This is a genomic window from Kosakonia oryzae, from assembly GCF_001658025.2.
Classification (GTDB): Bacteria; Pseudomonadota; Gammaproteobacteria; order Enterobacterales; family Enterobacteriaceae; genus Kosakonia; species Kosakonia oryzae.
Window position 1 is genome coordinate 303,986 of the sequence record NZ_CP014007.2, and the last position, 19,565, is coordinate 323,550.

Genomic DNA, 19,565 nt, shown 5'->3' on the forward strand with positions numbered 1-19,565 from the left:
TCAGTCACCCAGATATTGAATGGTGATGTGGTATTTAAAAACGTGCTGCTCAATGCTAATGGGTTCGCGCTTGCCTTTGCGTTGTAAATAAGTGATTTCCGTCACCAGCTTCCCGCGTGCATTGCGCAGCTCACGTTTGTCACCTATGTCAGTTAGCGTCCAGCCTTTTGGCAGTTGCTGCTGCCAGACAGCGATAGGCCAGTGGCTGATCATCACGTCGGCCAGGACCTGGCTTGCCGGTGGTAATTGCGGTACGACGATGGATTGCTCGGTATGAATGCCACGTTCGTCATACGTCACGAGAAACAGACGAATGCCCACGGAAGAGAGCCCGGCAAGCGTAATTTTTTTATCGTCTGCAGTCATCATTACCAGCAGTGACTGAGTTTGCCCGTTAAAGCTGCCGGTGAGTAGCTGCTGGGAATTGACCGCCGGGGTAATGCCCGGCGCAGGCAAGGTAATACGTGTACCCGGTTCCAGCCATGCTTGCGGGCGAGCGTTATCGGAGGAGCGCGTTGTGTGACTGCAGCCGGTGAGTAGCAGGGCAGTGGCCAGTGCCACGCCAGTCCAGAGGGTGCGGATCATCGTTTTCTCTCTTTTTTACCCGGCATTGCGAGCGGTGAAAGCAAAAAGGCGGTAAAGATGCCGCTTACCAGCACAATACCGAAACTGCTAATCGCCTGAGTGGCGCTGAAGACCAGCATACCTAGAGTGAGAAGCGTCGTGGCCATCGCCAGCGCAATCGCCAGCAGGGATGTGAGCGGCGTGCCGCGAGGATTACTAAAAAATAGCGTGTAGTTAATTCCAATCCCCAGCACCAGTACCAGCGCCAGCAGGGAGAACAGGTTGAGCGAATGGCCACTGAGCGACAACGCGGCCAGCCCGCATCCGAGCGACAGAATTGACGGCACCAGGCTGATAAGTCCTTTTTTCCAGCCCAGACGGAGTACTGCACCTGCCGCAATCACCGCCAGCGCGACAAAGAGCAGCCCGGTGAGGACCAGACGGTAGATCGCGAAAAGCGTATCGAAAGCACTTTTCCGATCCACCCATGCGATGCCCGCTTTCGCCTCTGCCAATGTGCTTAGCGCTGCGCTGTCTTTTACACCATCAACGGGAACCAGTACGCCGCTTTGCCCGTCAGGCAGGGTCAGCCATAGCAAACGCCAGCCTTCACTGGCCGGACTGGCCAGCCACTCCTCGACCGTAACCGTCATTGGGCTGAGATCGGGTGTAACCGCCTGCAATCCGGCATTCTGCAAGGTTTGTGCAACGGTAGGAGCCGCATTTTTGAGTAACCTTAGATCCTGTTGCTGGCGCGCAAGCGAATTGACGGGAACGTAACGAAAACCGGAAATTGTCCCCTTCTCCCGGGCATGTTCCAGTTGCGGAATAAAGGACTCCAGCCGTTCCAGCGTTTGCTGAGGCGTCTGACCGTAGATGACAAACCATTTCTGGTCGACGCTCTGTCCGGTCAGCGAAGTAATGGCCTTCTCCTGGGCAAGAATATCCTGCGGCAACGCCTGCAACTGGCTGATATCGTCATTGATACGCAATGTCGCCAGCCCGGCAAGCGAGACCAGAGCGAGCAGCGCCGGTAACCCCACGGAGAGTTTTTTATTGCGCCGCCAGGCGGCCAGCCAGCGCAGTAACAAGGTCATTGCCGGAACGGGGCGCACCGGCAAACCACGGCACAGCCAGGGGTGCCAGAAAATAACGGTCAGGCACGAGGCGCTAAGACCGGTGGCGGCGAAAATTGCCATCTGGCGAATGCCAGGGAACGGCGCCAACATCATGATCAGATACGCCGCGACCGTCGTTGCCAGCGCCAGCAGCAGCGCATTGCGCACTTTGGTAAGGCTTTGCCATGGCGACGCGTCTGCGCCGTGCACCATGCGCTCGGTCAGATAGTAGAGCGTATAATCCGCAGAGATACCGATGATGCTCATGCTCATCACCAGCGTCATCAGGTGCAACTCACCGAATATCAGTAGCGTGACCACCGTTCCTGCCAGCGCGCCAATAGCGATAGAAATCAGGCATAACATCAGTGGGCGCAGAGAGCGGAACACGGCAACAATCAGCAGCATTACGCCGACGATCGTCGCGATCCCCAGCGTCGAAATATCGCGTTTTGCCTGCTGGCTTGCGTAATCGCTATAGAATACGGTGCCGCGAGACAGCAGTTGCGCCTGCGGGAAGCGCGTCTTCAACTGCTTTTCCAGCGAGCCAAGCGTGGTCACAAACTGGTGCGTTTGCTGCATATCAAAGGAGGAGCCTGCCAGCTCGCCATGGAGCAGATACCAGTAATTGCCGTCATTGTCCTGTGTGACTAACCACCCATCCATCAGCCGCAGTCGCTGCGTATTTTGCGCCATCGCCAATTGCGCACCGCGCATCAACATCAACGGATCGTTTTGTAGCTCTTTACCTGATACACCGGAAAAGGCCGAGTAGAGCTGAGTCAGCACCCATTGCGCCTGCGCCTCGCCGTCGTTTTGTAGACGTGCGCGGGTTGCGCTGTCGAGCAACGCGTTACGGTGCTGCCAAAAAAATGCCCCCCACGCTTGCTGGTTCTCTGCATCCATCGCGCCTTTCAGATGATTAACAGCCTGCGATTGGCGCAACAGCGTCAGCCAGTATTGCGCCGCCTCTGGGCTGGCTTGTTTACCAGGGCTGACTAGCCAGACCAGCTGTTTATCGAGGCGCTGCATAAAACCGTCATTCAATGCCGCGGGCAGCGCGCCCATGGTCTGCGTTGGCAGCATTGCCAGCACGCTGCTGTTCATTCGCGCTTTAGGAAGCAGAACCAGCAATATGCCCAGCAACACCAGACATACCGCACTCCAGAGCAGCGCCGGGCGCGGGGAGTTAGTGTGTGGCAAAACGTTGGCGTTCGTCATCGGTCAGCGTCGTGGGCGTGAGTCGGTGTTGGGAAAAAGCGATATCGGTGAGATCGCCCTGTTTATCATTCAGGCGAATGCTGTCGAGATATTGCTCCCCGGCCAGGTCGATGGAGGCGAAAATTTTATCCAGCGGCGTGGTAATCGGCGTCAGTTTCAATGTCCAGCGACCTGCACCTGCGTCTTTAAAGTCGATGCGGAAGTTCTGCTCAAGCACCGCGCGATCGGCCTGAAACAGCGCCCGCAGAAGATGGTTAAACTGGAACATTTGCGGATTGTTCTGCGCGGTGATCACCTGCGGCGGCTGACCGTTGATGATTTGCACCATCCGCGAGTCATCCAGCATCAGCGCCATCGGGAACGGCGTAGTTTGATCCCATAATAATCCCTGCTCCCGCGCGATCAGCATCTCGCCCTGCGATCGCAGCGGCTGCGGCAGATCTTTAATGGTTCGGGTTTGGGTAAAATGCGCACGTACTATGGGTTGCTGGGTAAAGCGCTGCTGCAACTCTTCCAGCGTCACTGCACTGGCGAGTGGGGCGAAAAACAGCACCAGCAGAGGCCAGTATTTCATGGTGTTACTCCCATACGTTCAAACAGAATGGCCGGGCTGACAAAGCACATTTCCCTGCTTTTCTCCTCCACCGCCACCTGAATGGTGTAACCGGTGGTGGTACGTTTGCCGCTGGAGGCGTCGAAGATTTCGTAAGCGATTTTCAGGCGGTTTTCGAACTCTTCGATTCGGGCGCGCACGCGGAAATGCTGTTCAAATGTCAGTACATCGCGGTATTTCACCCGTGTATCCACGACCGGCCACAAATAGCCCGAAGCTTTCATCTGGCGGTAGCCGTAATCAAATTGATTCAGTAGCGCCTCGCGCGCTATTTCAAAATAGCGAAAATAGTTTCCGTGCCACACGACGCCCATCATATCGACGTCATGAAAGGGAACGCTCAGCGCAACCTCGGCGGTAAAACGGGGATCGTTTAACACCTTTACTCCTTATCCATGGCTTGCGGTACGTGGTCGGGCAACCGCCAGAAATCAAAAAAGTTAAACCAGTCGAGTGGTGATTGCAGGGCGTAGTGCTCAAGGCGTGAAGCATAGTTATCGACGGCAGCACGCAGCGCCGCTTGCCGGGTTGCGCGTGGCATGGGCAGCGGATCGGCAAAGTGTTCGCAATGCAGACGTAATTTGCCGTTCTGACGCAGGGCAAACATTAACAGCACAGGGCAACGCAGCGCCGCCGCCAGAATAAACGGCCCCTGCGGGAAGGGCGCAGCGTGGCCCATAAAGGTGCTCCAGCATACCCGCCAGTCGCCACCGCGCTGTGGATTAACGGCAATACGATCGCCGACAATAGCCACCCATTCGCCTTTATCGAGCTTATCTTTCAGCAGCATGGCGGTGTCCGGGCCGATATGCGTTACCGGGATCAGGTGCACTCCGGCTTCGGGAGCCATCTCCTGCATGATCTGTTTAAAGCGTTGTGCGTTCTCATGGAACACCAGCGCATTGATCACTTTGCTGTTATGTAGCTGCGCCAATGCACGACAGGCTTCAACGTCGCCCAGATGTGACGCCAGCAACAGCTTGCCTTTGTTATCGTCCAGCCCCATCGCCGCTTCAGCACCAGGCGCAAATTCAACGTCGCGACCTAACTGGAGCTCGCCGCGCCAGCCTGCCACTTTATCCAGCATGGCTTCGGCAAAACGCAGAAAGTGATGATAGCTATTGAGTTTTGCCGGTGCTGCCAGCCCACGCAGCGCCAGGGTGGTGCATACGCGTGCCAGCCAGAGCTGTGATGCCCGACGTGCGTTACCCGCGCTAATCCAATAGACGGCAACAACCGGATAGAGCAACAGTGAGAATGCGCGTCGTCCCAGAACTCTCCAGACCAGCAGCATAAAGCGCATCCCCCATAATCCTTTCCTCTCCTGCTGCTGCGCCCAGTGCGAACCGGAGCGGCGAAACAGTAACGAAGGAATGCGCGGCAGCATGCCGAAGAAGAGCCGGGTATGCATCAGCGAAATGCGGACATTGTCTTTAAACGCGTCAAAATGAGAGAGCCCGTCCTGCGGATAAGTCACGCGTGTCGGAACAAAGTAGCTGGGCGTTCCCTGCCAGTAGAGGCGAACCATCACTTCAGTGTCGAAATCCATACGCTTGCCCAGCGTAACGCGTTCAGCAAGATGTAGCGTTGAGGCGATGGGGTAGACGCGAAAACCGCACATACTGTCTTTCAATTGCAAAGAGAGCGTTTCTATCCATACCCACACGTGCGTGACCCAACGGCCATAGCGCCGCGAACGGGGAATGGAGTCATCATAAATAGGCTGGCCGGAAATCAGCGCTTGCGGGTGCTGTCTGGCCAGCTCCAGCAGTTTGGGAATGTCTTCAATCGCATGCTGCCCGTCGGCATCCACCTGGATTGCGTGGGTAAAACCCGCGCGGGCAGCATGTTGTAAACCACGAATCACCGCCTCGCCTTTACCGGCGTTTTGCGCAAGACGCGTCAGAGTCAGTGTTTCGTGCTCTTTGGCCAGCGTTTCCAGTACCTGACGTGTCGTGTCATCGCTACCGTCATCGACGATAAAGCAGTGCAGACCTGTCGGTTGCAGGCGTTCAATCACACGCGCCATCATTGCGCCGTGGTTATAGCAAGGAATGACCACACACGGGTTAAATGTCACTGACATAAGCGAATCTTCCCGCTGCTACAGGTATGGCGTTCTTCGCCCGCATGGCGCTGGTAGCTAAAGCTCAGTTGCTGCTTCTGTTCCTGCCAGTCGAGTATCAGCGTGACGCTATCTCCCGGCAGTAGCGGTGCCTGAAATTTGACGTTTTGAATACTGTGGAAACGGTAGCCGGGCGCGAGCATCAGCGTCACATAATGCATCACCCAGTCGAGCTGTGCCACGCCGGGCAGTAGCGGCTGAACCGCGAAATGACCGCGGAACCAGAACAGATCCTTCTCCAGTTGGATGTCGATTTCTGCGTGAGCGGGCGACACCAGGCGGCGTTCAACTTCATGAGGTTTCATGAAATAACTCCTGTAGTTGCGCATAAACACGCTTGTTCATACTGTTGACGGGAATTTCCTCCAGGATGCGCCAGTAGCGCGGCACTGCCACCGGCTCCAGCCACGGAATCAGCGCCCTTCGCCAGGCGAGTTCCATTGCTTTGCTGTCGCAATTAAGCCACTGGCGGCGTGCTTCTTCTTCCAGCACCAGTAGCACACCAACGCCCTGGCGTCCGCCACGGGAGATGGGGAGTGCTGCCGCTTCCCGAATCCCTTCAAGCGCAAGTACACGTTTTTCTATTTCGCTGAGTGAGATGCGCTTTTCTTCGATTTTAACGACACGCCCACGACGCCCGGCGATGTGGAACGTCCCGCTGCCATCAGCGATCAGGATATCGTCAAGCAGCAGACCGTCCGGTTCGGGAATAATCGGTGAATGCGCGCGAAATGCGTCGCCTTCCGGCACAATCGTGACGCCCGGGAAAGGTTGCCACGGGATCATATCCTGCTGGCGGTGCCGCCAGGCCAGAATTCCCGTTTCCGTGCTGCCATAAATCTCATCCGGTTGAATACCACACCAGACGGCGGTTTCCTGAACATCTGACCATGGCAGCTTTCCGCCAGCCGAGAGAATGATGGCTAACGGCGGCGGCGCGAGCCTGGGATCAAGGCGTTTTAAGAATGCGGGACTGCTGATAAACGCATAGCGATGGTGGCTTTCCAGTGCGGCCAATTGCTCGGCGTAATAGAGCATTGCGGCATGGAGCGGCAGCCCGAGCGACATTGGCAGGAAGATGCGGAATGTCAGCCCGTATAAATGTTGCGGCACGACCGACGCGACGACACGACAGCCCGCCAGCTTGTCACCAAAACGCGCGGCCAGGAGCGTCGCTTCGCGATCGAGGCAGGCGACAGGTTTGATGACACGGCGCGGTTGTCCGGTCGAGCCTGAAGTAAACAGCTCGATAAATGCCCCTTCACGAAGTGGCGGAAATGCGTATGTTTGCACTGTGTGTATCGTGTTTGCCTTCACCACCGAATGTGGGCCATCCCAGCGTAAAGCGTGATCGCTCAGGACGCCCTGAAAGAGTGATTTTTGCTCAGCCAGCAGCGATTCCCGGCAGTGTCCGGGGATCACCGGGATTTTTCCGGCATGCAGCGTGCCCAGTAGCGCAACGATAAACAGGTAGCTGTTTTCAAAGCACAGCGCCCAGCGTTCCTCATCGTGCTTCTGTAGCCATACCATAAGCTGAGCGACATCGTGGCGCAGGTCTTCCAGCGTCCACGTCCTGTCGCCAAGCCAGGCGACAGGCGTGTCATTGGCCCGCGAATAGCTTAGCCAGGCGGTGAAAGGAAGAGTCTTCATTGCATCTCTCGTTTAATCAGCTGGCGGCGTATCAGCCATTCACCTGCCATCAGTAACCCCATCAGCAGGTAGGAGATCATGCCATTCCAGAGCGTCCACAGACGCATATCGCCGTACAGCGCCGTAAACAGCGCGATCCCGCCATTTACCATGAAAAAAACACACCAGACCTGCGTGACGCGGCGGGTATAGCGTACGGCTGACTCAGGCAGATCAGGTGTACGCAGGCGCGCCAGGCGTTCAACCAGCGGCATGTTGCTCCACAGTGAACAGCCAAATACCAGCAACATGATGAGGCTGACGGTCACCGGGTAATAGAGCAAGAGCTGATGCGTTTTTAGCAGCCAGCTTGTTGCGCACAACGCGATACCGGTCAGCGCCACGCTGCGCGTAACAAAGCGCATCGGCGCCAGCGCTTGTCGGGCTTGCCGCAAACGGAAAAGCAGCATGACGGCCATCAAAGGGAGCAACCAGTGCAGACTGTTATGCGCAAGGCCGAACCAGACCACAAAGGGCCAGCAGAGCATCAATAACGCGGCGATCAGCTTCAGTCCCGTTTCCAGACGAGATCCAGACACGGTGGCTTATTCTTCGCGCAGAAGACGTTCTACGGCATCGACAACATCCTGTACGGTGCGCACGGCTTTGAACTCTTCCGGTTTGATTTTCTTACCGGTCTTTTTCTGTAGATGCACAATCATGTCGACGGCATCAATGCTGTCGAGCTCCAGATCTTCGTACAGACGGGCATCGGGAGAGATATCCTGCGGGTCGATTTCAAACAGCTTGCTAAGAAGTGCAGAAACTTCCTGATAAATTTCGTTTTTCTCGGTCATAGCGAATCCGTTTTATGCGCGTTGAGACTGGATAAAAGATGCCAGCGTGGCGACAGAGTAGAAATGCTGGCGCATCTCTTCGCTTTCCGCTGAAAGTACCACCGCGTATTGATTTTTGATCGCCAGACCCAGTTCGAGCGCATCGATGGAGTCCAGTCCCAGCCCATCGCCGAAGAGCGCGCTCTCGGTTTCGATGTCATCGGCGCTGAGTTCATCCAGATTCAATGTGCTGATAATAAGATTTTTAATTTCAAGATAGAGCTGTTGCATCATCCGTTCCTAAAAAGGTGCAAAACCTGATGTTAATTGACGCAGAAGATGCCGGTTAAGCTGTCTTGCCGCCAGCGCCGGTTCTTGCGATTCCGCATCATAAAATTGTTTTATTGCCACGCGCTCCCGCACTTTAACGGTAAAGAGCGGCTTGCGTGGTGGGACGTCATACCATCGGCTGTGTTTGTCCAGCAGATGTTCACTACAGTGGATAACCACGATGCGTAAATCACAACCGCAGCGCACGGCGATGTTTGCCGCGCCACGTTGCAGTGTCATTTTTTCGCCGGGGCGTGTACGCGTGCCTTCCGGGAAAATTAATATGGTTTCGCCTTGTCGAAGGCGTTGTTCGCAGGCGGACAACAGTGTGTCTGCCTGGCTGTTGATCAAGTAATCTGCGGCTTTAATGACACCGCTAACGAAGGGGTTGTTAAGCAGCGCGCTTTTGACCAGACAGTCAGTTTCCGGCATCACCGAGGCCAGTAAAACGTAATCGATCAGCGTCGGGTGGTTCGCAATGACCAGGCAACCGCGCTCGCTGCGCAGGGCTTCAATTCCCTCAATACGGTAATCCAGCGCGCCAGTAAACTTTGCGGTGTTTAAAAACAGACGAAAACTGGCGGCAATACTGCGGCGCGCCAACATACGCCGCTTTGCTTTGTTACGCACCACGACGATCAGCAGATTAAACCAGACTAACGACAGCAGCAGGCCACCGATGCCGAACAGCGCAAAGCACAGCCCGGTCATGAGTAAGCGCCACAGCCAGTTGAGACGGCTCATGCGCGGCTCCAGCGCCAGTTAAGACGCTCGCCAGCAATGCTGAAAGCAGATTCATTACGCAGATAATGCTGCAAAAACTGCACGCTTTGCGGCAATCGGGGTTCGCCATTCCCTTCTGCCACTTCGCTGATGCATTGAAAGGCGTCGCCTGCTTCGATAACCAGCGCAACGGCATAGGCCCAGGTGGGCATATCTGGAGGCAATCCTGGATGATAAAATGCCGGCAGATTGCCGTCGAAATCCACCATTAACACGCGTTTATAGCCAGCCTGCAGGAAGCAGATCGCTTCACACAGCCCCTGCTGGAAAGTGTCGAGCCCGGCTGAAACGGAGGATGAAACAATCGGCTGTTCCATGGCGATGGTAAGATTACCCACCGCGGAGTTATGCACTGACATGGCAAAATCGGTAGGAGAAATATCCTGTCCGCTCGCCAGCGCTTGCAGGATGCGATAGTTGCGTTCCAGTTCACCGTGACGGCTGCTAAACACGACGGCATCCACCGCATGCTGGCGCATTAGCGTCATGCCACATTCGACAGCCAGACGGCTGCCAGAACTGAGGCGGCGCGCGGTCATCATCGGCAACGCGGCCAGTTTTGCCTGCGGTAGCGCAGCATCGATGGCGCCACTACTCAGCGACCACTGTTGCCACTGTGTTGTTTCGCTCAAACCCGGCGCCCTGGCCAACCAATCCGTAATGTTTAGTGCAAATTTCATCAACGCGTATCCGCGAAAAACGGTTTTTCCATTGATGCCCGTCAGGCATCACGGCGGCACCATTGCCGCTCTGTCTTATTTTTTATGACATATCAATAAAGTATGCCCAACCCCGAGATTATCGAGGCGTTTTTCAATGCTGAATCCGGCCATTTCCAGATAGCGCAGAAAATTCTCCGCACTGTAAAAACGGCTGTTACCGTTCGCCATACAGGTGAAATACAGCGAGGTTGCATTCAAGCTGAATGCGGCAGCATCAAATTTTTGCGCATCCCAGAACAGCTCCATGATACACAGCCTGGCACCCGGTTTCATGACGCCCGCTATTTTGCTTAATATCCGAACAATCTGTTCCGGAGAAAAGCAATCCAGGAATTGACTCATCCACCAGATATCAGCTTCACTGGGTAGTGGCGCTTCGCTAAGCATATCGACCGGATGAAAATGAATCCGTGCTGAAAGTCCTGCGGCATTAACATTTTTCTGTGCCAGTGCAATTTGTTCAGGCAAATCTAATAAGGTTACCGTGACATTTGCATCATATTTGCAGCAGGTCATCGCCCATTTTCCGGTATTGCCGCCAACATCGTACAGACTTACAGGCTGGCTGGCGAATATATGTGGCAGCGCCGCTGTAAATGCCGCATCGGAATAATAATGATCAAAAGCGAACCAGCTATCCCGGGCCGGGTTTGGTAATTGCGATAAAGCCGGATAAATCGTTGGCCACTCGCCAAATACGCGCAATCCTGCGGGTTTTCCGTGCCTTAAAGCCTCTTCAAGGAAATAAAGCCCCTGATAGCAAACATCCTGGGAAAAATCCATATTCACGCGCGTCATTGGATCATGCAGTAGGAAATGTCCAACCTTCGCGATATAAAAACGATCTTCACTTTGGGTGATAATTCGTCCGCTAAGTGCCATGTCGAGCAACACGCTGGCAGCGTACTCATCTGCTTCGCAACCTTCGACAACCTCATCAAGCGTGGCACCCCGCTTTCCTTGTTTATCCAGAAATTCCAGCAGCCCAAATCTCCGCAAACAGACTGCGGTCTGAAATAACATTGGGGCGAAAGCAATACGCTGCGCTTCAGCTATCGCTTCCAGCGCGCTGAATGGATCCTGTTCATACATGGTGTGCACAACCTTAATTAAGAGCACATTGATTATCGGACCGTTCCCGGTCCGACTTTAGGCAGAATGACAATTAAAGCGCAGCGCCTGCAGACAAATTCAGCTGAATATCTTTGTCGAGGTTGTTAACCCAGCGGTTGTAATTCTTATGAATTTTACCGTCCGAGGCTTTCAGATTCAGGCTATTTTCGTAGTTTATTGAATAGCTGTTTGCCGAGTAGTTAATGCGAATTTCTGCAACATGGTCGCGACTTTGCATACGGCCTTTGATTACGCCTGGGCCCGCATCGGTCATGATCCACTGGCGTTGTTGACCCGCTTTCAGAATCGCAGCACGAACCTGCGCCTGAGAATGGCCCGCACTGACCGGAGTGTTAATATTATGAATGCTGGTTGTACGCGCGCAGCCCGTCAGCGCACCTACGACAGCAATCGCAGTCAGTAATTGAACAATCTTTTTCATGAGAACTCCGTATCAAATAAATATAAGATTGGTGACACATTTAATATCGTAAGCTAAGGCGAAATAATGATGTTGTTCTGAAGGTAAATGAGACTACCTTGATTTTTATGATGGAATCATATGACTTTACAGAACGCGCATGAATTCACGGGAGTAAAATACCATTATGTTTTGCGCAACGGTAGCTTTTATTAAGGGATGAGAACCCCAAAGGTTAGTAGAATAGAGGGCTGCTGAGTTTCCTGGTTAATAAGTGTCTATTTAATTACGTTATATATTTGTTATATTTATTATGTCATCTTAAGGTAAATTTTTGCGATTTATCTTATGCGGGATTTAAAAATAAAAACGCCCATAAGAACCTGGGCGTTTTTATTTTCTCCATATTAGTAACCGGGACTACAGATATAAAAATCGCCCCATTGGTAGACACTTTACCCGGGCAGGCGGCTTTTCGGTCTGCCTGGCCCCAGTAAAATCGCCAGCTTGCTGCCACCGGTGGTGGTTTCCATCCAGATCTTACAGACGCTGGTCAGCGGTACTGACAGGAGCATACCGATCGGGCCGAGCAGCCATCCCCAAATTAACAATGACAGGAACACCACCAGCGTGGACATCCCGAGACGGTGGCCCATCATGCGCGGCTCAAGAATGTTGCCAATCACCATATGCACCACCAGGAACAGCACGCCAACCAGCAAGCATTCATAAGCGCCATTGAACAGCAGCGCCTGAATCATCGGCGGGATCGCGGAGAGCACCGAGCCGATATTGGGGACATAGTTGAGCAGAAAAGCCAGCACGCCCCACATTAACGCAAACTGAATATCCAGTAACACCAGCCCCAGCCAGACAATCAGACCGGTCCAGACGCTGAGCAGCGTTTTCAGCGCCAGATAGTGAGAGACGCCTTTTAACGCGCGGTGCAGCCCGGCAATATGCACCTGCGGGTTGGTCAGAGCAAAACGCATTTTGTAGGGAACGTGGCGAACTTCAAACAGCATAAACACCACGGTCATCACCAGTAGCACAATGCTGGCCATCGCGTTCGATAGCTGGGTCGCCATGGACGTTGCGAAAGTCATTACCCGATCGGAATCCATGCGCTGCAGCATGCGCTCTGGCGACATATGCAGCCGGAGAAACGGCATGGCATCCTGCAACTGGAGAAATTTGCGCGTGAACTCGCGATTGTATTTCGGCAGCAGGGTCATAAAGTCATTCACCGATGCGGCAAGCACCGCGAACAGCGCGGTGAGGAAAATCAGCATCACCAGCACCACAATTGCAATGGCGACCGGGCGTTTCAGGCCGCGGCGAATAAACCAGCTCACCAGTGGGTTAAGGACGATGGCGAAAAAGAGCGCCAGCAACAGTTGCACAATAATATCAGCGGCGGCATGGATCCCGGCAAGGATCACCACCAGTGCTGCCAGTTTTAACAGAATATGAAGACCTGCCTGGTCCGGTTGAGGTTGTGTCATTCGGCATTCCTTTTGTCATCATGCCCGTTAAGTGTAGTGCTCCGTAACGTCTTCGCCCGACAGAGATATTCTTAAAGTGGGTGCTGATTTCTGCGCCCTGACGTGATAATAGTGAAACACTGTTGTGAATCTCTGGGTCAAACTTCATGCCTGAAAATGCCGCTGAACCGGCGCTTAGCGGATTGCGCCTCAATCTGCGGATTTTGTCCGTCGTTATTTTTAACTTTGCCAGTTATCTCACCATTGGACTGCCGCTGGCGGTTCTGCCTGGCTATGTCCATGATGTGATGGGCTATAGCGCCTTCTGGGCCGGGTTAGTGATCAGCCTGCAATATTTCGCCACGCTGCTCAGCCGACCGCATGCCGGGCGCTATGCCGATTTATTGGGACCGAAAAAGGTCGTTATCTTTGGTCTGTGCGGTGCCTTTCTTAGCGGTCTCAGTTATTTGCTGGCGGCAATGGGCAGCAGCCCTGGCATATTAAGCCTGGTGTTGTTGTGCCTCGGGCGTGTGATTTTGGGTATCGGTCAGAGCTTTGCCGGAACCGGCGCGACGTTGTGGGGCGTGGGCGTTGTTGGCTCCATTCATATTGGTCGCGTGATCTCGTGGAATGGGATTGCCACCTACGGCGCAATGGCGCTGGGTGCGCCGCTCGGCGTCCTCTGCTACCGCTATGGCGGGTTACAGGGGCTGTCATTAACCATTATGGGCATTGCGTTGCTGGCGATTGTGCTGGCATTACCGCGAGCGAGGGTGAAGGCCAGCAAAGGCAAACCACTACCGTTTCGCGCAGTGCTGGGGCGCGTCTGGCTGTACGGCATGGCACTGGCGCTGGGTTCGGCAGGGTTTGGCGTGATAGCGACCTTCATCACGCTCTATTACGCGGCCAAAGGCTGGGACGGCGCGGCATTTGCCCTGACGCTGTTTAGCTGTGCGTTTGTTGGCGCACGTTTGCTGTTCCCTAACGGCATCAACCGTTTTGGCGGCCTGAATGTATCGATGATCTGTTTTGTGGTCGAAACGCTCGGCCTGGTACTGGTGGGGCTGGCGGTAGAGCCGTGGATGGCAAAACTCGGTGTATTCCTTGCCGGTGCCGGTTTCTCGCTGGTGTTCCCGGCGTTGGGTGTCGTAGCCGTGAAAGCGGTACCGCAGAATAACCAGGGCTCTGCGCTGGCGACCTATACGGTGTTTATGGATTTGTCGCTGGGTATTACCGGCCCGCTGGCAGGGTTGCTGATGGCATGGGCGGGCGTGTCGTCGATTTATCTGGCGGCGGCAGGGCTGGTGGCAATCGCCTTGCTGCTGGCCTGGCGATTAAAACAAAAGCCGGTGTTGGTGGGATGATTACCCGCTAGCGTTTTGTTTATCGGGCCGACAGTGCCATCCGGCAATAAAAAAGGGAACCTGCAGGTTCCCTTGTTACCCCTCGCAGCGAGATTATTTCACCACGATGGTATTGATGATGTTTTCTGCGGCGGTTTGCGCCTGCTGCTGGTTATCCGCCGGCAGCGTGACCTGCAAGGTCAGCAGTTTATTATCCACTTTGCCCAGCACCACGGAAGACCAGGCCGTCTGACCTTTAGCCGAGATAATACTGTCGAGTTGTTGCAGCGTCTGGCCTTTGATCTCAATCGCTTTATTGGTCACAACCTGCAACTGCGGGTCGCGACCACGCTGTTGATCTTCCAGGCGTTTCGCCAGCGCCGCTAAATCTTCCTGCGTGTTGTCGCCAACGATGACGATCACCGCTTTCTGGCCGGTGGCGTCGGAGTAGACGTGCATATTATTAGACTGGGTGCCCAGCTTGCCGCTCTGATCGGTCATATCCGCCGGCAGCGAGAAGCTGAGTTTGCCGTCAAGCAGCGTTACCGGCTGGCCCGTTGCATTGCTTTCAGCCGAAGCGGCCTGAACCGGCTTCTTGCTGTCGCTGTTATCACAGGCAGCCAGCCCGACGACCAGCAGGCCAATACCGACATATTTAACCAGATTGCGCATTGACTTCTTCCTTTCAATAAACAGCCATAACGGCTCAGCGCTCCATCTTATCACATCTGCTTAGCGGTACTCTTAACTGGCCTGCAACGCGTTAATTTCAGATTTGTCTGCCAGCCTTTTCAGTAACATATTCAACAACACACCATACATCGGCAGGAAGAAGGCAATGCTGATAAGCACTTTAAAGCTGTAATCCACCAGCGCGATTTCCGTCCAGTGCTGCGCCATAAACGCATCCGGGCTGCGCCAGAAAGCAATAAAGAAGAACGCAACGGTGTCGCTGGCGTTTCCGAATACGGTGGAAGCCGCAGGCGCAAGCCACCAGCGGCGATTCTGACGCAGGCGGTTAAACACATGCACGTCGAGAATTTGCCCCAGCGCATAGGCCATAAAGCTGGCGCTGGCGATACGGGCGACAAACAGGTTGAAATGCGCCAGCGCGCCAAAACCCTGCCAGCTTCCCATATAGAACAGCGAAGAGATTACGTAAGAGGCCAGCAGCGCGGGCACCATCACGGCGAAAATAATACGTCTTGCCAGCGGTGCGCCGAAAATGCGCACGGTTAAATCTGTCGCGAGGAAAATAAACGGGAAACTGAATGCGCCCCAGGTGGTCTGGAAACCAAAAATGGCGACAGGCAGCTGCACCAGATAGTTACTGGAGATAATCACCAGCAGATGAAAAAGCGAAAGCCAGACCAGCGCTTTCATGCGCTGAGAGGATGAAAATTGCGTCATATTGTGACCTTTTTGGTAAATGGGGTGAGGGAACCCAGTACTTTTTTGTGCTCTGCCACGCAGAGCCGCCGCATGATACTGCAACTATTGCCGGATGCAATGGTTAATTTTAACGCAATCGTTAACCTTGCTTGCGTCACAAAAAAGGCGGCGTAAACTAATGCGGTTTTTTCCCTTGCGAGATGAAGATGACCGATTTCTTTTCCACTGCTGACCATACGCTGGATGCGCAGGGTTTACGCTGCCCGGAGCCGGTAATGATGGTGCGCAAAACCGTGCGCAATATGCAGGTTGGCGAAACATTGCTGATTATCGCCGACGATCCGGCAACCACCCGCGATATTCCCGGCTTTTGCCGTTTTATGGAACACGAGCTGGTCGCCGGGCAAACCGAATCACTGCCGTATCGGTACGTGGTGCGTAAAAGCCACTAATCTTTGCTGCGTAACAGGCGCAACGCATTGGCTGTCACCAGCACCGTTGCGCCGGTATCCGCCAACACGGCCAGCCACAGCCCGGTCATTCCCAGCAGCGTCGTCAGCAGAAAGATAGCTTTCAAACCCAGCGCCATGGCAATGTTCTGGCGAATGTTGTTATGCGTCGCACGCGCCAGGCGGATCATCTGCCCAATGCCAATCAGGCGGTTATGCGTTAATGCCGCGTCCGCCGTTTCCAGCGCCACATCGGTGCCGCTGCCCATCGCAATCCCGATGGTTGAGGCTTTCATGGCGGGCGCATCGTTGATGCCATCGCCTACCATCGCCAGCGGTGAACGCTGATTCAGCGCCTGTACCGCCTGCACTTTATCTTCCGGCAACAGTCCGGCGCGGAAATCCAGCCCCAGCTCCCCGGCGATTGCCGCCGCCGCGCGCGGGTTATCTCCGGTCAGGATCACGCCCTGAACGCCCAGCGCATGCAGCGCGGCAACCGCTTCTTTGGCGTCATCGCGCAGCGTATCCTGCAGCGCCAGCGTGCCAATCGCTTCGCCATCGCGCTCAACCACAATAACGGTCTGGCCGAGGCTCTCCTGCTGATGAATATGCGCTAACAGCGCGCTCGCTGGCATTCCTTGCGACAGTTTATCCGGTGCGCTGATGCGAATATATTGCCCGTCAATCTGTGCTTCGATCCCTTTTCCGGCCAGCGTTCTCTGTGCTTGCGCCGTCGGAATCGGCAACTGGCGGCGCTGTGCTTCCTTTACAACAGCCTGCGCCAGCGGGTGAGTGGAACCCTGTTCAACGGCGGCGCTGAGCGCCAGCAGTTCCGCTTCGTCAATCCCCGCCAGCGGCGTGACCGCGACAACCTGCGGTTTGCCAATGGTCAGCGTGCCGGTTTTATCAAAGGCTACCTGGCGGATGCGACCAAGTTGCTCCAGCGCCGCACCGCCTTTGATTAACGCGCCACGCCGTGCGGCGACAGCCAGCCCGGAAGTAATGGCGGCTGGTGTAGAGATCACCAGCGCGCACGGGCAACCAATCAACAGCAATGCCAGCCCTTTGTAGATCCACGGTAACCACGGCGCAGCGAACAGCAGCGGCGGTATAACTGCGACCAGCAGCGCTACTGCCATAATCGCCGGTGTATAGATGCGGCTAAAGCGATCGATAAAGCGTTCAATTGGCGCGCGACGCTCTTCGGCTTCTTCAATCAGCTTGAGGATACGGTCGATAGCGTTTTCGCCGGGCTTCGATACCACTTCCAGCGTCACCAGCCGATCGACGCTGGTGGCACCGGCCGGTACTGATTCGCCGCAAGTGCGCTCCACCGGTACCGATTCGCCGGTTAAGGCACTTTCATCAAAACTGGCAAATGCCGACACCAGCTTGCCGTCCGCGGGTAAACGCCCACCCGCAGGCACTTCAATGGTATCACCCGGCTGTAACTCGCTGGCGGCGACCGTCTGGCGCTCACCGTTACGCAAGCGGATGGCGGTATCCGGTTTTAGCGCCATCAGTGCGCTGACGCCGCGACGTGCGCGGCTGGCCGCCCAGCCTTCAAGACGTTCGCCAATCAAAAATAGCAGCAATACCATCGCTGCTTCCGCCGTTGCGCCAATAAACAGGGCGCCAATCGCCGCCACGCTCATCAACGTTTCAATAGCAAACCAGCTACCGCTTTTGATTAAGCGCAGCGCCTGGCGGGCAATCGGCCACAGGCCGACCAGCGTGGTGGCGACAAAAGCCGTCTGGCCAAAGGGATGGTTGAACTGCTCAAGCGCCCAACTGAGCGCCATCATTACCATCAGAACAATCAGCGGCAGATTTTCCCGCAACCGCGAAGGGGCGGGCTCGGGCGTGCTGTTCTCGCTGCGTAGCTGGTAGCCAGCCTGCTGAACGGCCTGCTCGACGCGTTCGCGCACATCGCCATCGGCGACAACGATCAGTTTTTCTGTCGCAAAAGTCACCTGCACCTGGCCAATGCCTTCAACCTGGCGGACGGCATTTTCCACTTTGCGGGCGCAGGCGGCGCAGTCCATACCAGAAACCAGCCAGCTATAGCGTTCGCCTTCCGCGCTCAGCACCGGTTGCACCTTGCTTTCGCAGGCACCATCAGCGCAGCAGGATTGCGGTTTCTCCGGCAACGGGCGCAGTTTAATGGCCGCAAACTGTGGGGCTTTTTTCGTGTCGGCGGGCGAAGTGGGGGTCGGCATGGCATCCTCCGGTGAATGATAATTTTCTCATTAACCGGAGGATACACTCTGGAGTCGACTCCAGAGTCAAGCCTTTTAAATATACAGCGAACGGACGATCAGAAAATGTCCGGCGAAGTAGCAAGCCGAAGCGATGGCATTATCGGCACGGAAGCGTTTACGGTAGTGGCTCCCCAGCCAGACAATATTGCCGAGCAGCAGCAACGCCGCACCGACAAACGCCGACAGCGCAGGGCTGGTAGGGCGGAAGAACCACAGTTCGCCCGCCAGCCAGACCATCACCAGCGTCATGGCGATAAAGGCACATACGGCCATGCGCAGCTCTTCGAGGCGCGTCCAGATCACTGCTAACAGCAACGCGCCAATAATCAGCAACACCACCGGCAACGGCCAGAAAAAGGAGAGGGTCATCTGGCTGGCGAAGTAGATGGTGTAAAGCAGATGGGCGAGGAAAAAAGCGCCGATGGCGTAGAGCATTTTTTGCCGCGGCAGCAAAGTTAGCGCATCACCCACCAGCGAGGCGCAGAGGCCAGCCAGCACCAGATAACTGATGGCGTCGAACATCGGCGCTTGCCAGGCCAGTAACAGCAGGAGCAGTAGGGTAACGGGTTTAAAAACCCAGCGCTGCCAGGTCGGGCCGCGATAAGACGCATCGACATACAACCAGCCGGACAAACAGACAGCGATAAATGACCACAGCATAATTAAGTCCCTGTATCTGTTATTGTTGCGTAAATCTCTCCTGTTCAGTGTAGTGGCGGAAAAAGGAGGATGACAATGCTATTTCACCCGCGATAAGCTCAATTCCGCTTTTTCTGACAGGGTGCAGCCATGAGTAAACCACCGCTTTTTTTCATTCTTGTCATTGGCTTGATCGTCATACTCGCTTCTTTTCGCTATGTTCAACAGCGGCGGGAAAAGGCGGAAAACGATGCCGCTCCGTTACAGCAAAAAAACGTGGTGGTGAGCAGTAAGCGGGAAAAACCGCTCAACGATCGCCGCACGCGTCAGCAGCAGGAGATCCCGGCGGGCAGCGCCATGCGTTATGAAGCGCGTTTCAAACCACAAAGCGGTGGGCTGGAGATGGTTTTCCGCGTCGATGCGCAGCAATATCATGCGCTGACGGTCGGTGATAAAGGCGTACTGAGCTATAAAGGCTCGCGTTTTGTCGGCTTTGAACAAGCCCGATAAGCGCGACGCTTC

Annotated in this window: 21 protein-coding genes and 1 pseudogene; 3 read left to right on the top strand and 19 right to left on the bottom strand. The window is 55.0% G+C overall.

Annotated features, from left to right (window positions below):
- The 15 genes and pseudogenes from AWR26_RS01365 to AWR26_RS01435 all read right to left on the bottom strand — a co-directional run bounded on the left by AWR26_RS01365 (nucleotide 1) and on the right by AWR26_RS01435 (nucleotide 12,980).
- Entirely contained in the window at nucleotides 1-585 is a 585-nt protein-coding gene (locus AWR26_RS01365; RefSeq protein WP_064563099.1) for a DUF3261 domain-containing protein, read from the bottom strand.
- The gene (locus AWR26_RS01370) at nucleotides 582-2,903 is read right to left on the bottom strand and encodes an MMPL family transporter (RefSeq protein WP_064563101.1); all 2,322 of its coding nucleotides are present in this window, start codon (nucleotides 2,901-2,903) and stop codon (nucleotides 582-584) included. The genes AWR26_RS01365 and AWR26_RS01370 overlap by 4 nt, the downstream gene beginning before the upstream one ends.
- The gene (locus AWR26_RS01375) at nucleotides 2,872-3,477 is read right to left on the bottom strand and encodes an outer membrane lipoprotein carrier protein LolA (RefSeq protein WP_064563103.1); all 606 of its coding nucleotides are present in this window, start codon (nucleotides 3,475-3,477) and stop codon (nucleotides 2,872-2,874) included. The genes AWR26_RS01370 and AWR26_RS01375 overlap by 32 nt, the downstream gene beginning before the upstream one ends.
- Nucleotides 3,474-3,896, bottom strand: a complete 423-nt coding sequence (locus AWR26_RS01380) for an acyl-CoA thioesterase (RefSeq protein ID WP_064563105.1) — start codon at nucleotides 3,894-3,896, stop codon at nucleotides 3,474-3,476. The genes AWR26_RS01375 and AWR26_RS01380 overlap by 4 nt, the downstream gene beginning before the upstream one ends.
- A 2-nt stretch (nucleotides 3,897-3,898) precedes the next feature.
- Entirely contained in the window at nucleotides 3,899-5,602 is a 1,704-nt protein-coding gene (locus AWR26_RS01385; RefSeq protein WP_064563107.1) for a glycosyltransferase family 2 protein, read from the bottom strand.
- Complete coding sequence (locus tag AWR26_RS01390) at nucleotides 5,593-5,946, bottom strand: ApeI family dehydratase (RefSeq protein WP_064563109.1); 354 nt, start codon at nucleotides 5,944-5,946, stop codon at nucleotides 5,593-5,595. The genes AWR26_RS01385 and AWR26_RS01390 overlap by 10 nt, the downstream gene beginning before the upstream one ends.
- Nucleotides 5,933-7,291 (bottom strand): AMP-binding protein, encoded by a 1,359-nt coding sequence (locus AWR26_RS01395; protein WP_064563111.1) that lies wholly within the window; start codon nucleotides 7,289-7,291, stop codon nucleotides 5,933-5,935. The genes AWR26_RS01390 and AWR26_RS01395 overlap by 14 nt, the downstream gene beginning before the upstream one ends.
- Complete coding sequence (locus AWR26_RS01400) at nucleotides 7,288-7,869, bottom strand: COG4648 family protein (protein WP_407658770.1); 582 nt, start codon at nucleotides 7,867-7,869, stop codon at nucleotides 7,288-7,290. Before AWR26_RS01400 ends, AWR26_RS01395 begins: the two co-directional genes overlap by 4 nt.
- 6 nt (nucleotides 7,870-7,875) lie before the next feature.
- Complete coding sequence (locus AWR26_RS01405) at nucleotides 7,876-8,127, bottom strand: acyl carrier protein (protein ID WP_064563115.1); 252 nt, start codon at nucleotides 8,125-8,127, stop codon at nucleotides 7,876-7,878.
- Nucleotides 8,128-8,139: 12 nt separating this feature from the next.
- Nucleotides 8,140-8,397 (bottom strand): phosphopantetheine-binding protein, encoded by a 258-nt coding sequence (locus AWR26_RS01410; RefSeq protein WP_007369675.1) that lies wholly within the window; start codon nucleotides 8,395-8,397, stop codon nucleotides 8,140-8,142.
- Nucleotides 8,378-9,198: pseudogene (locus AWR26_RS01415) on the bottom strand (lysophospholipid acyltransferase family protein). Before AWR26_RS01415 ends, AWR26_RS01410 begins: the two are co-directional and overlap by 20 nt.
- Nucleotides 9,177-9,899 carry a beta-ketoacyl synthase chain length factor gene (locus tag AWR26_RS01420; protein WP_064563117.1) on the bottom strand — a complete coding sequence of 241 codons (723 nt, stop codon included), beginning with the start codon at nucleotides 9,897-9,899 and terminating at the stop codon, nucleotides 9,177-9,179. The pseudogene AWR26_RS01415 and the gene AWR26_RS01420 overlap by 22 nt, the downstream one beginning before the upstream one ends.
- Nucleotides 9,900-9,974: 75 nt before the next feature.
- Entirely contained in the window at nucleotides 9,975-11,033 is a 1,059-nt protein-coding gene (locus AWR26_RS01425) for a methyltransferase (RefSeq protein WP_064563119.1), read from the bottom strand.
- A 73-nt stretch (nucleotides 11,034-11,106) separates the two neighbouring features.
- On the bottom strand, nucleotides 11,107-11,496 hold the full coding sequence (locus AWR26_RS01430) for a hypothetical protein (protein WP_064563121.1): 390 nt from the start codon (nucleotides 11,494-11,496) through the stop codon (nucleotides 11,107-11,109).
- 434 nt (nucleotides 11,497-11,930) lie between these two features.
- Nucleotides 11,931-12,980 carry an AI-2E family transporter gene (locus tag AWR26_RS01435; RefSeq protein ID WP_064563123.1) on the bottom strand — a complete coding sequence of 350 codons (1,050 nt, stop codon included), beginning with the start codon at nucleotides 12,978-12,980 and terminating at the stop codon, nucleotides 11,931-11,933.
- 146 nt (nucleotides 12,981-13,126) lie between these two features.
- Here AWR26_RS01435 and AWR26_RS01440 point away from each other — a divergent pair, with 146 nt between their 5' ends.
- On the top strand, nucleotides 13,127-14,323 hold the full coding sequence (locus tag AWR26_RS01440; RefSeq protein WP_064563125.1) for an MFS transporter: 1,197 nt from the start codon (nucleotides 13,127-13,129) through the stop codon (nucleotides 14,321-14,323).
- A 93-nt stretch (nucleotides 14,324-14,416) separates the two neighbouring features.
- Here AWR26_RS01440 and AWR26_RS01445 read toward each other — a convergent pair whose 3' ends face one another.
- Together AWR26_RS01445 and AWR26_RS01450 are read right to left on the bottom strand one after the other, a co-directional pair.
- The gene (locus tag AWR26_RS01445) at nucleotides 14,417-14,974 is read right to left on the bottom strand and encodes a DcrB family lipoprotein (protein ID WP_043956241.1); all 558 of its coding nucleotides are present in this window, start codon (nucleotides 14,972-14,974) and stop codon (nucleotides 14,417-14,419) included.
- A 72-nt stretch (nucleotides 14,975-15,046) separates the two neighbouring features.
- Nucleotides 15,047-15,712: a 7-cyano-7-deazaguanine/7-aminomethyl-7-deazaguanine transporter gene (locus AWR26_RS01450; RefSeq protein ID WP_007369683.1), complete on the bottom strand. Its 666-nt coding sequence runs from the start codon at nucleotides 15,710-15,712 to the stop codon at nucleotides 15,047-15,049.
- A gap of 188 nt (nucleotides 15,713-15,900) precedes the next feature.
- Here AWR26_RS01450 and tusA point away from each other — a divergent pair, with 188 nt between their 5' ends.
- The gene (gene tusA, locus AWR26_RS01455; protein ID WP_007369684.1) at nucleotides 15,901-16,146 is read left to right on the top strand and encodes a sulfurtransferase TusA; all 246 of its coding nucleotides are present in this window, start codon (nucleotides 15,901-15,903) and stop codon (nucleotides 16,144-16,146) included.
- Here tusA and zntA read toward each other — a convergent pair.
- Both zntA and AWR26_RS01465 read right to left on the bottom strand, forming a co-directional pair.
- A complete protein-coding gene (gene zntA, locus AWR26_RS01460) occupies nucleotides 16,143-18,362 on the bottom strand; it encodes a Zn(II)/Cd(II)/Pb(II) translocating P-type ATPase ZntA (protein ID WP_064563128.1) in 2,220 nt (739 codons plus the stop codon). The two genes, tusA and zntA, sit on opposite strands and share 4 nt — an antisense overlap.
- A gap of 75 nt (nucleotides 18,363-18,437) precedes the next feature.
- Nucleotides 18,438-19,064, bottom strand: coding sequence for a lysoplasmalogenase (locus AWR26_RS01465; RefSeq protein WP_064563130.1), 627 nt, complete (start codon nucleotides 19,062-19,064; stop codon nucleotides 18,438-18,440).
- Between the two features lie 129 nt (nucleotides 19,065-19,193).
- On the opposite strand from AWR26_RS01465, the gene AWR26_RS01470 reads away from it, so the two are divergent.
- Nucleotides 19,194-19,553 carry a DUF2500 domain-containing protein gene (locus AWR26_RS01470; protein WP_064563132.1) on the top strand — a complete coding sequence of 120 codons (360 nt, stop codon included), beginning with the start codon at nucleotides 19,194-19,196 and terminating at the stop codon, nucleotides 19,551-19,553.
- Nucleotides 19,554-19,565 lie beyond the last annotated feature (12 nt).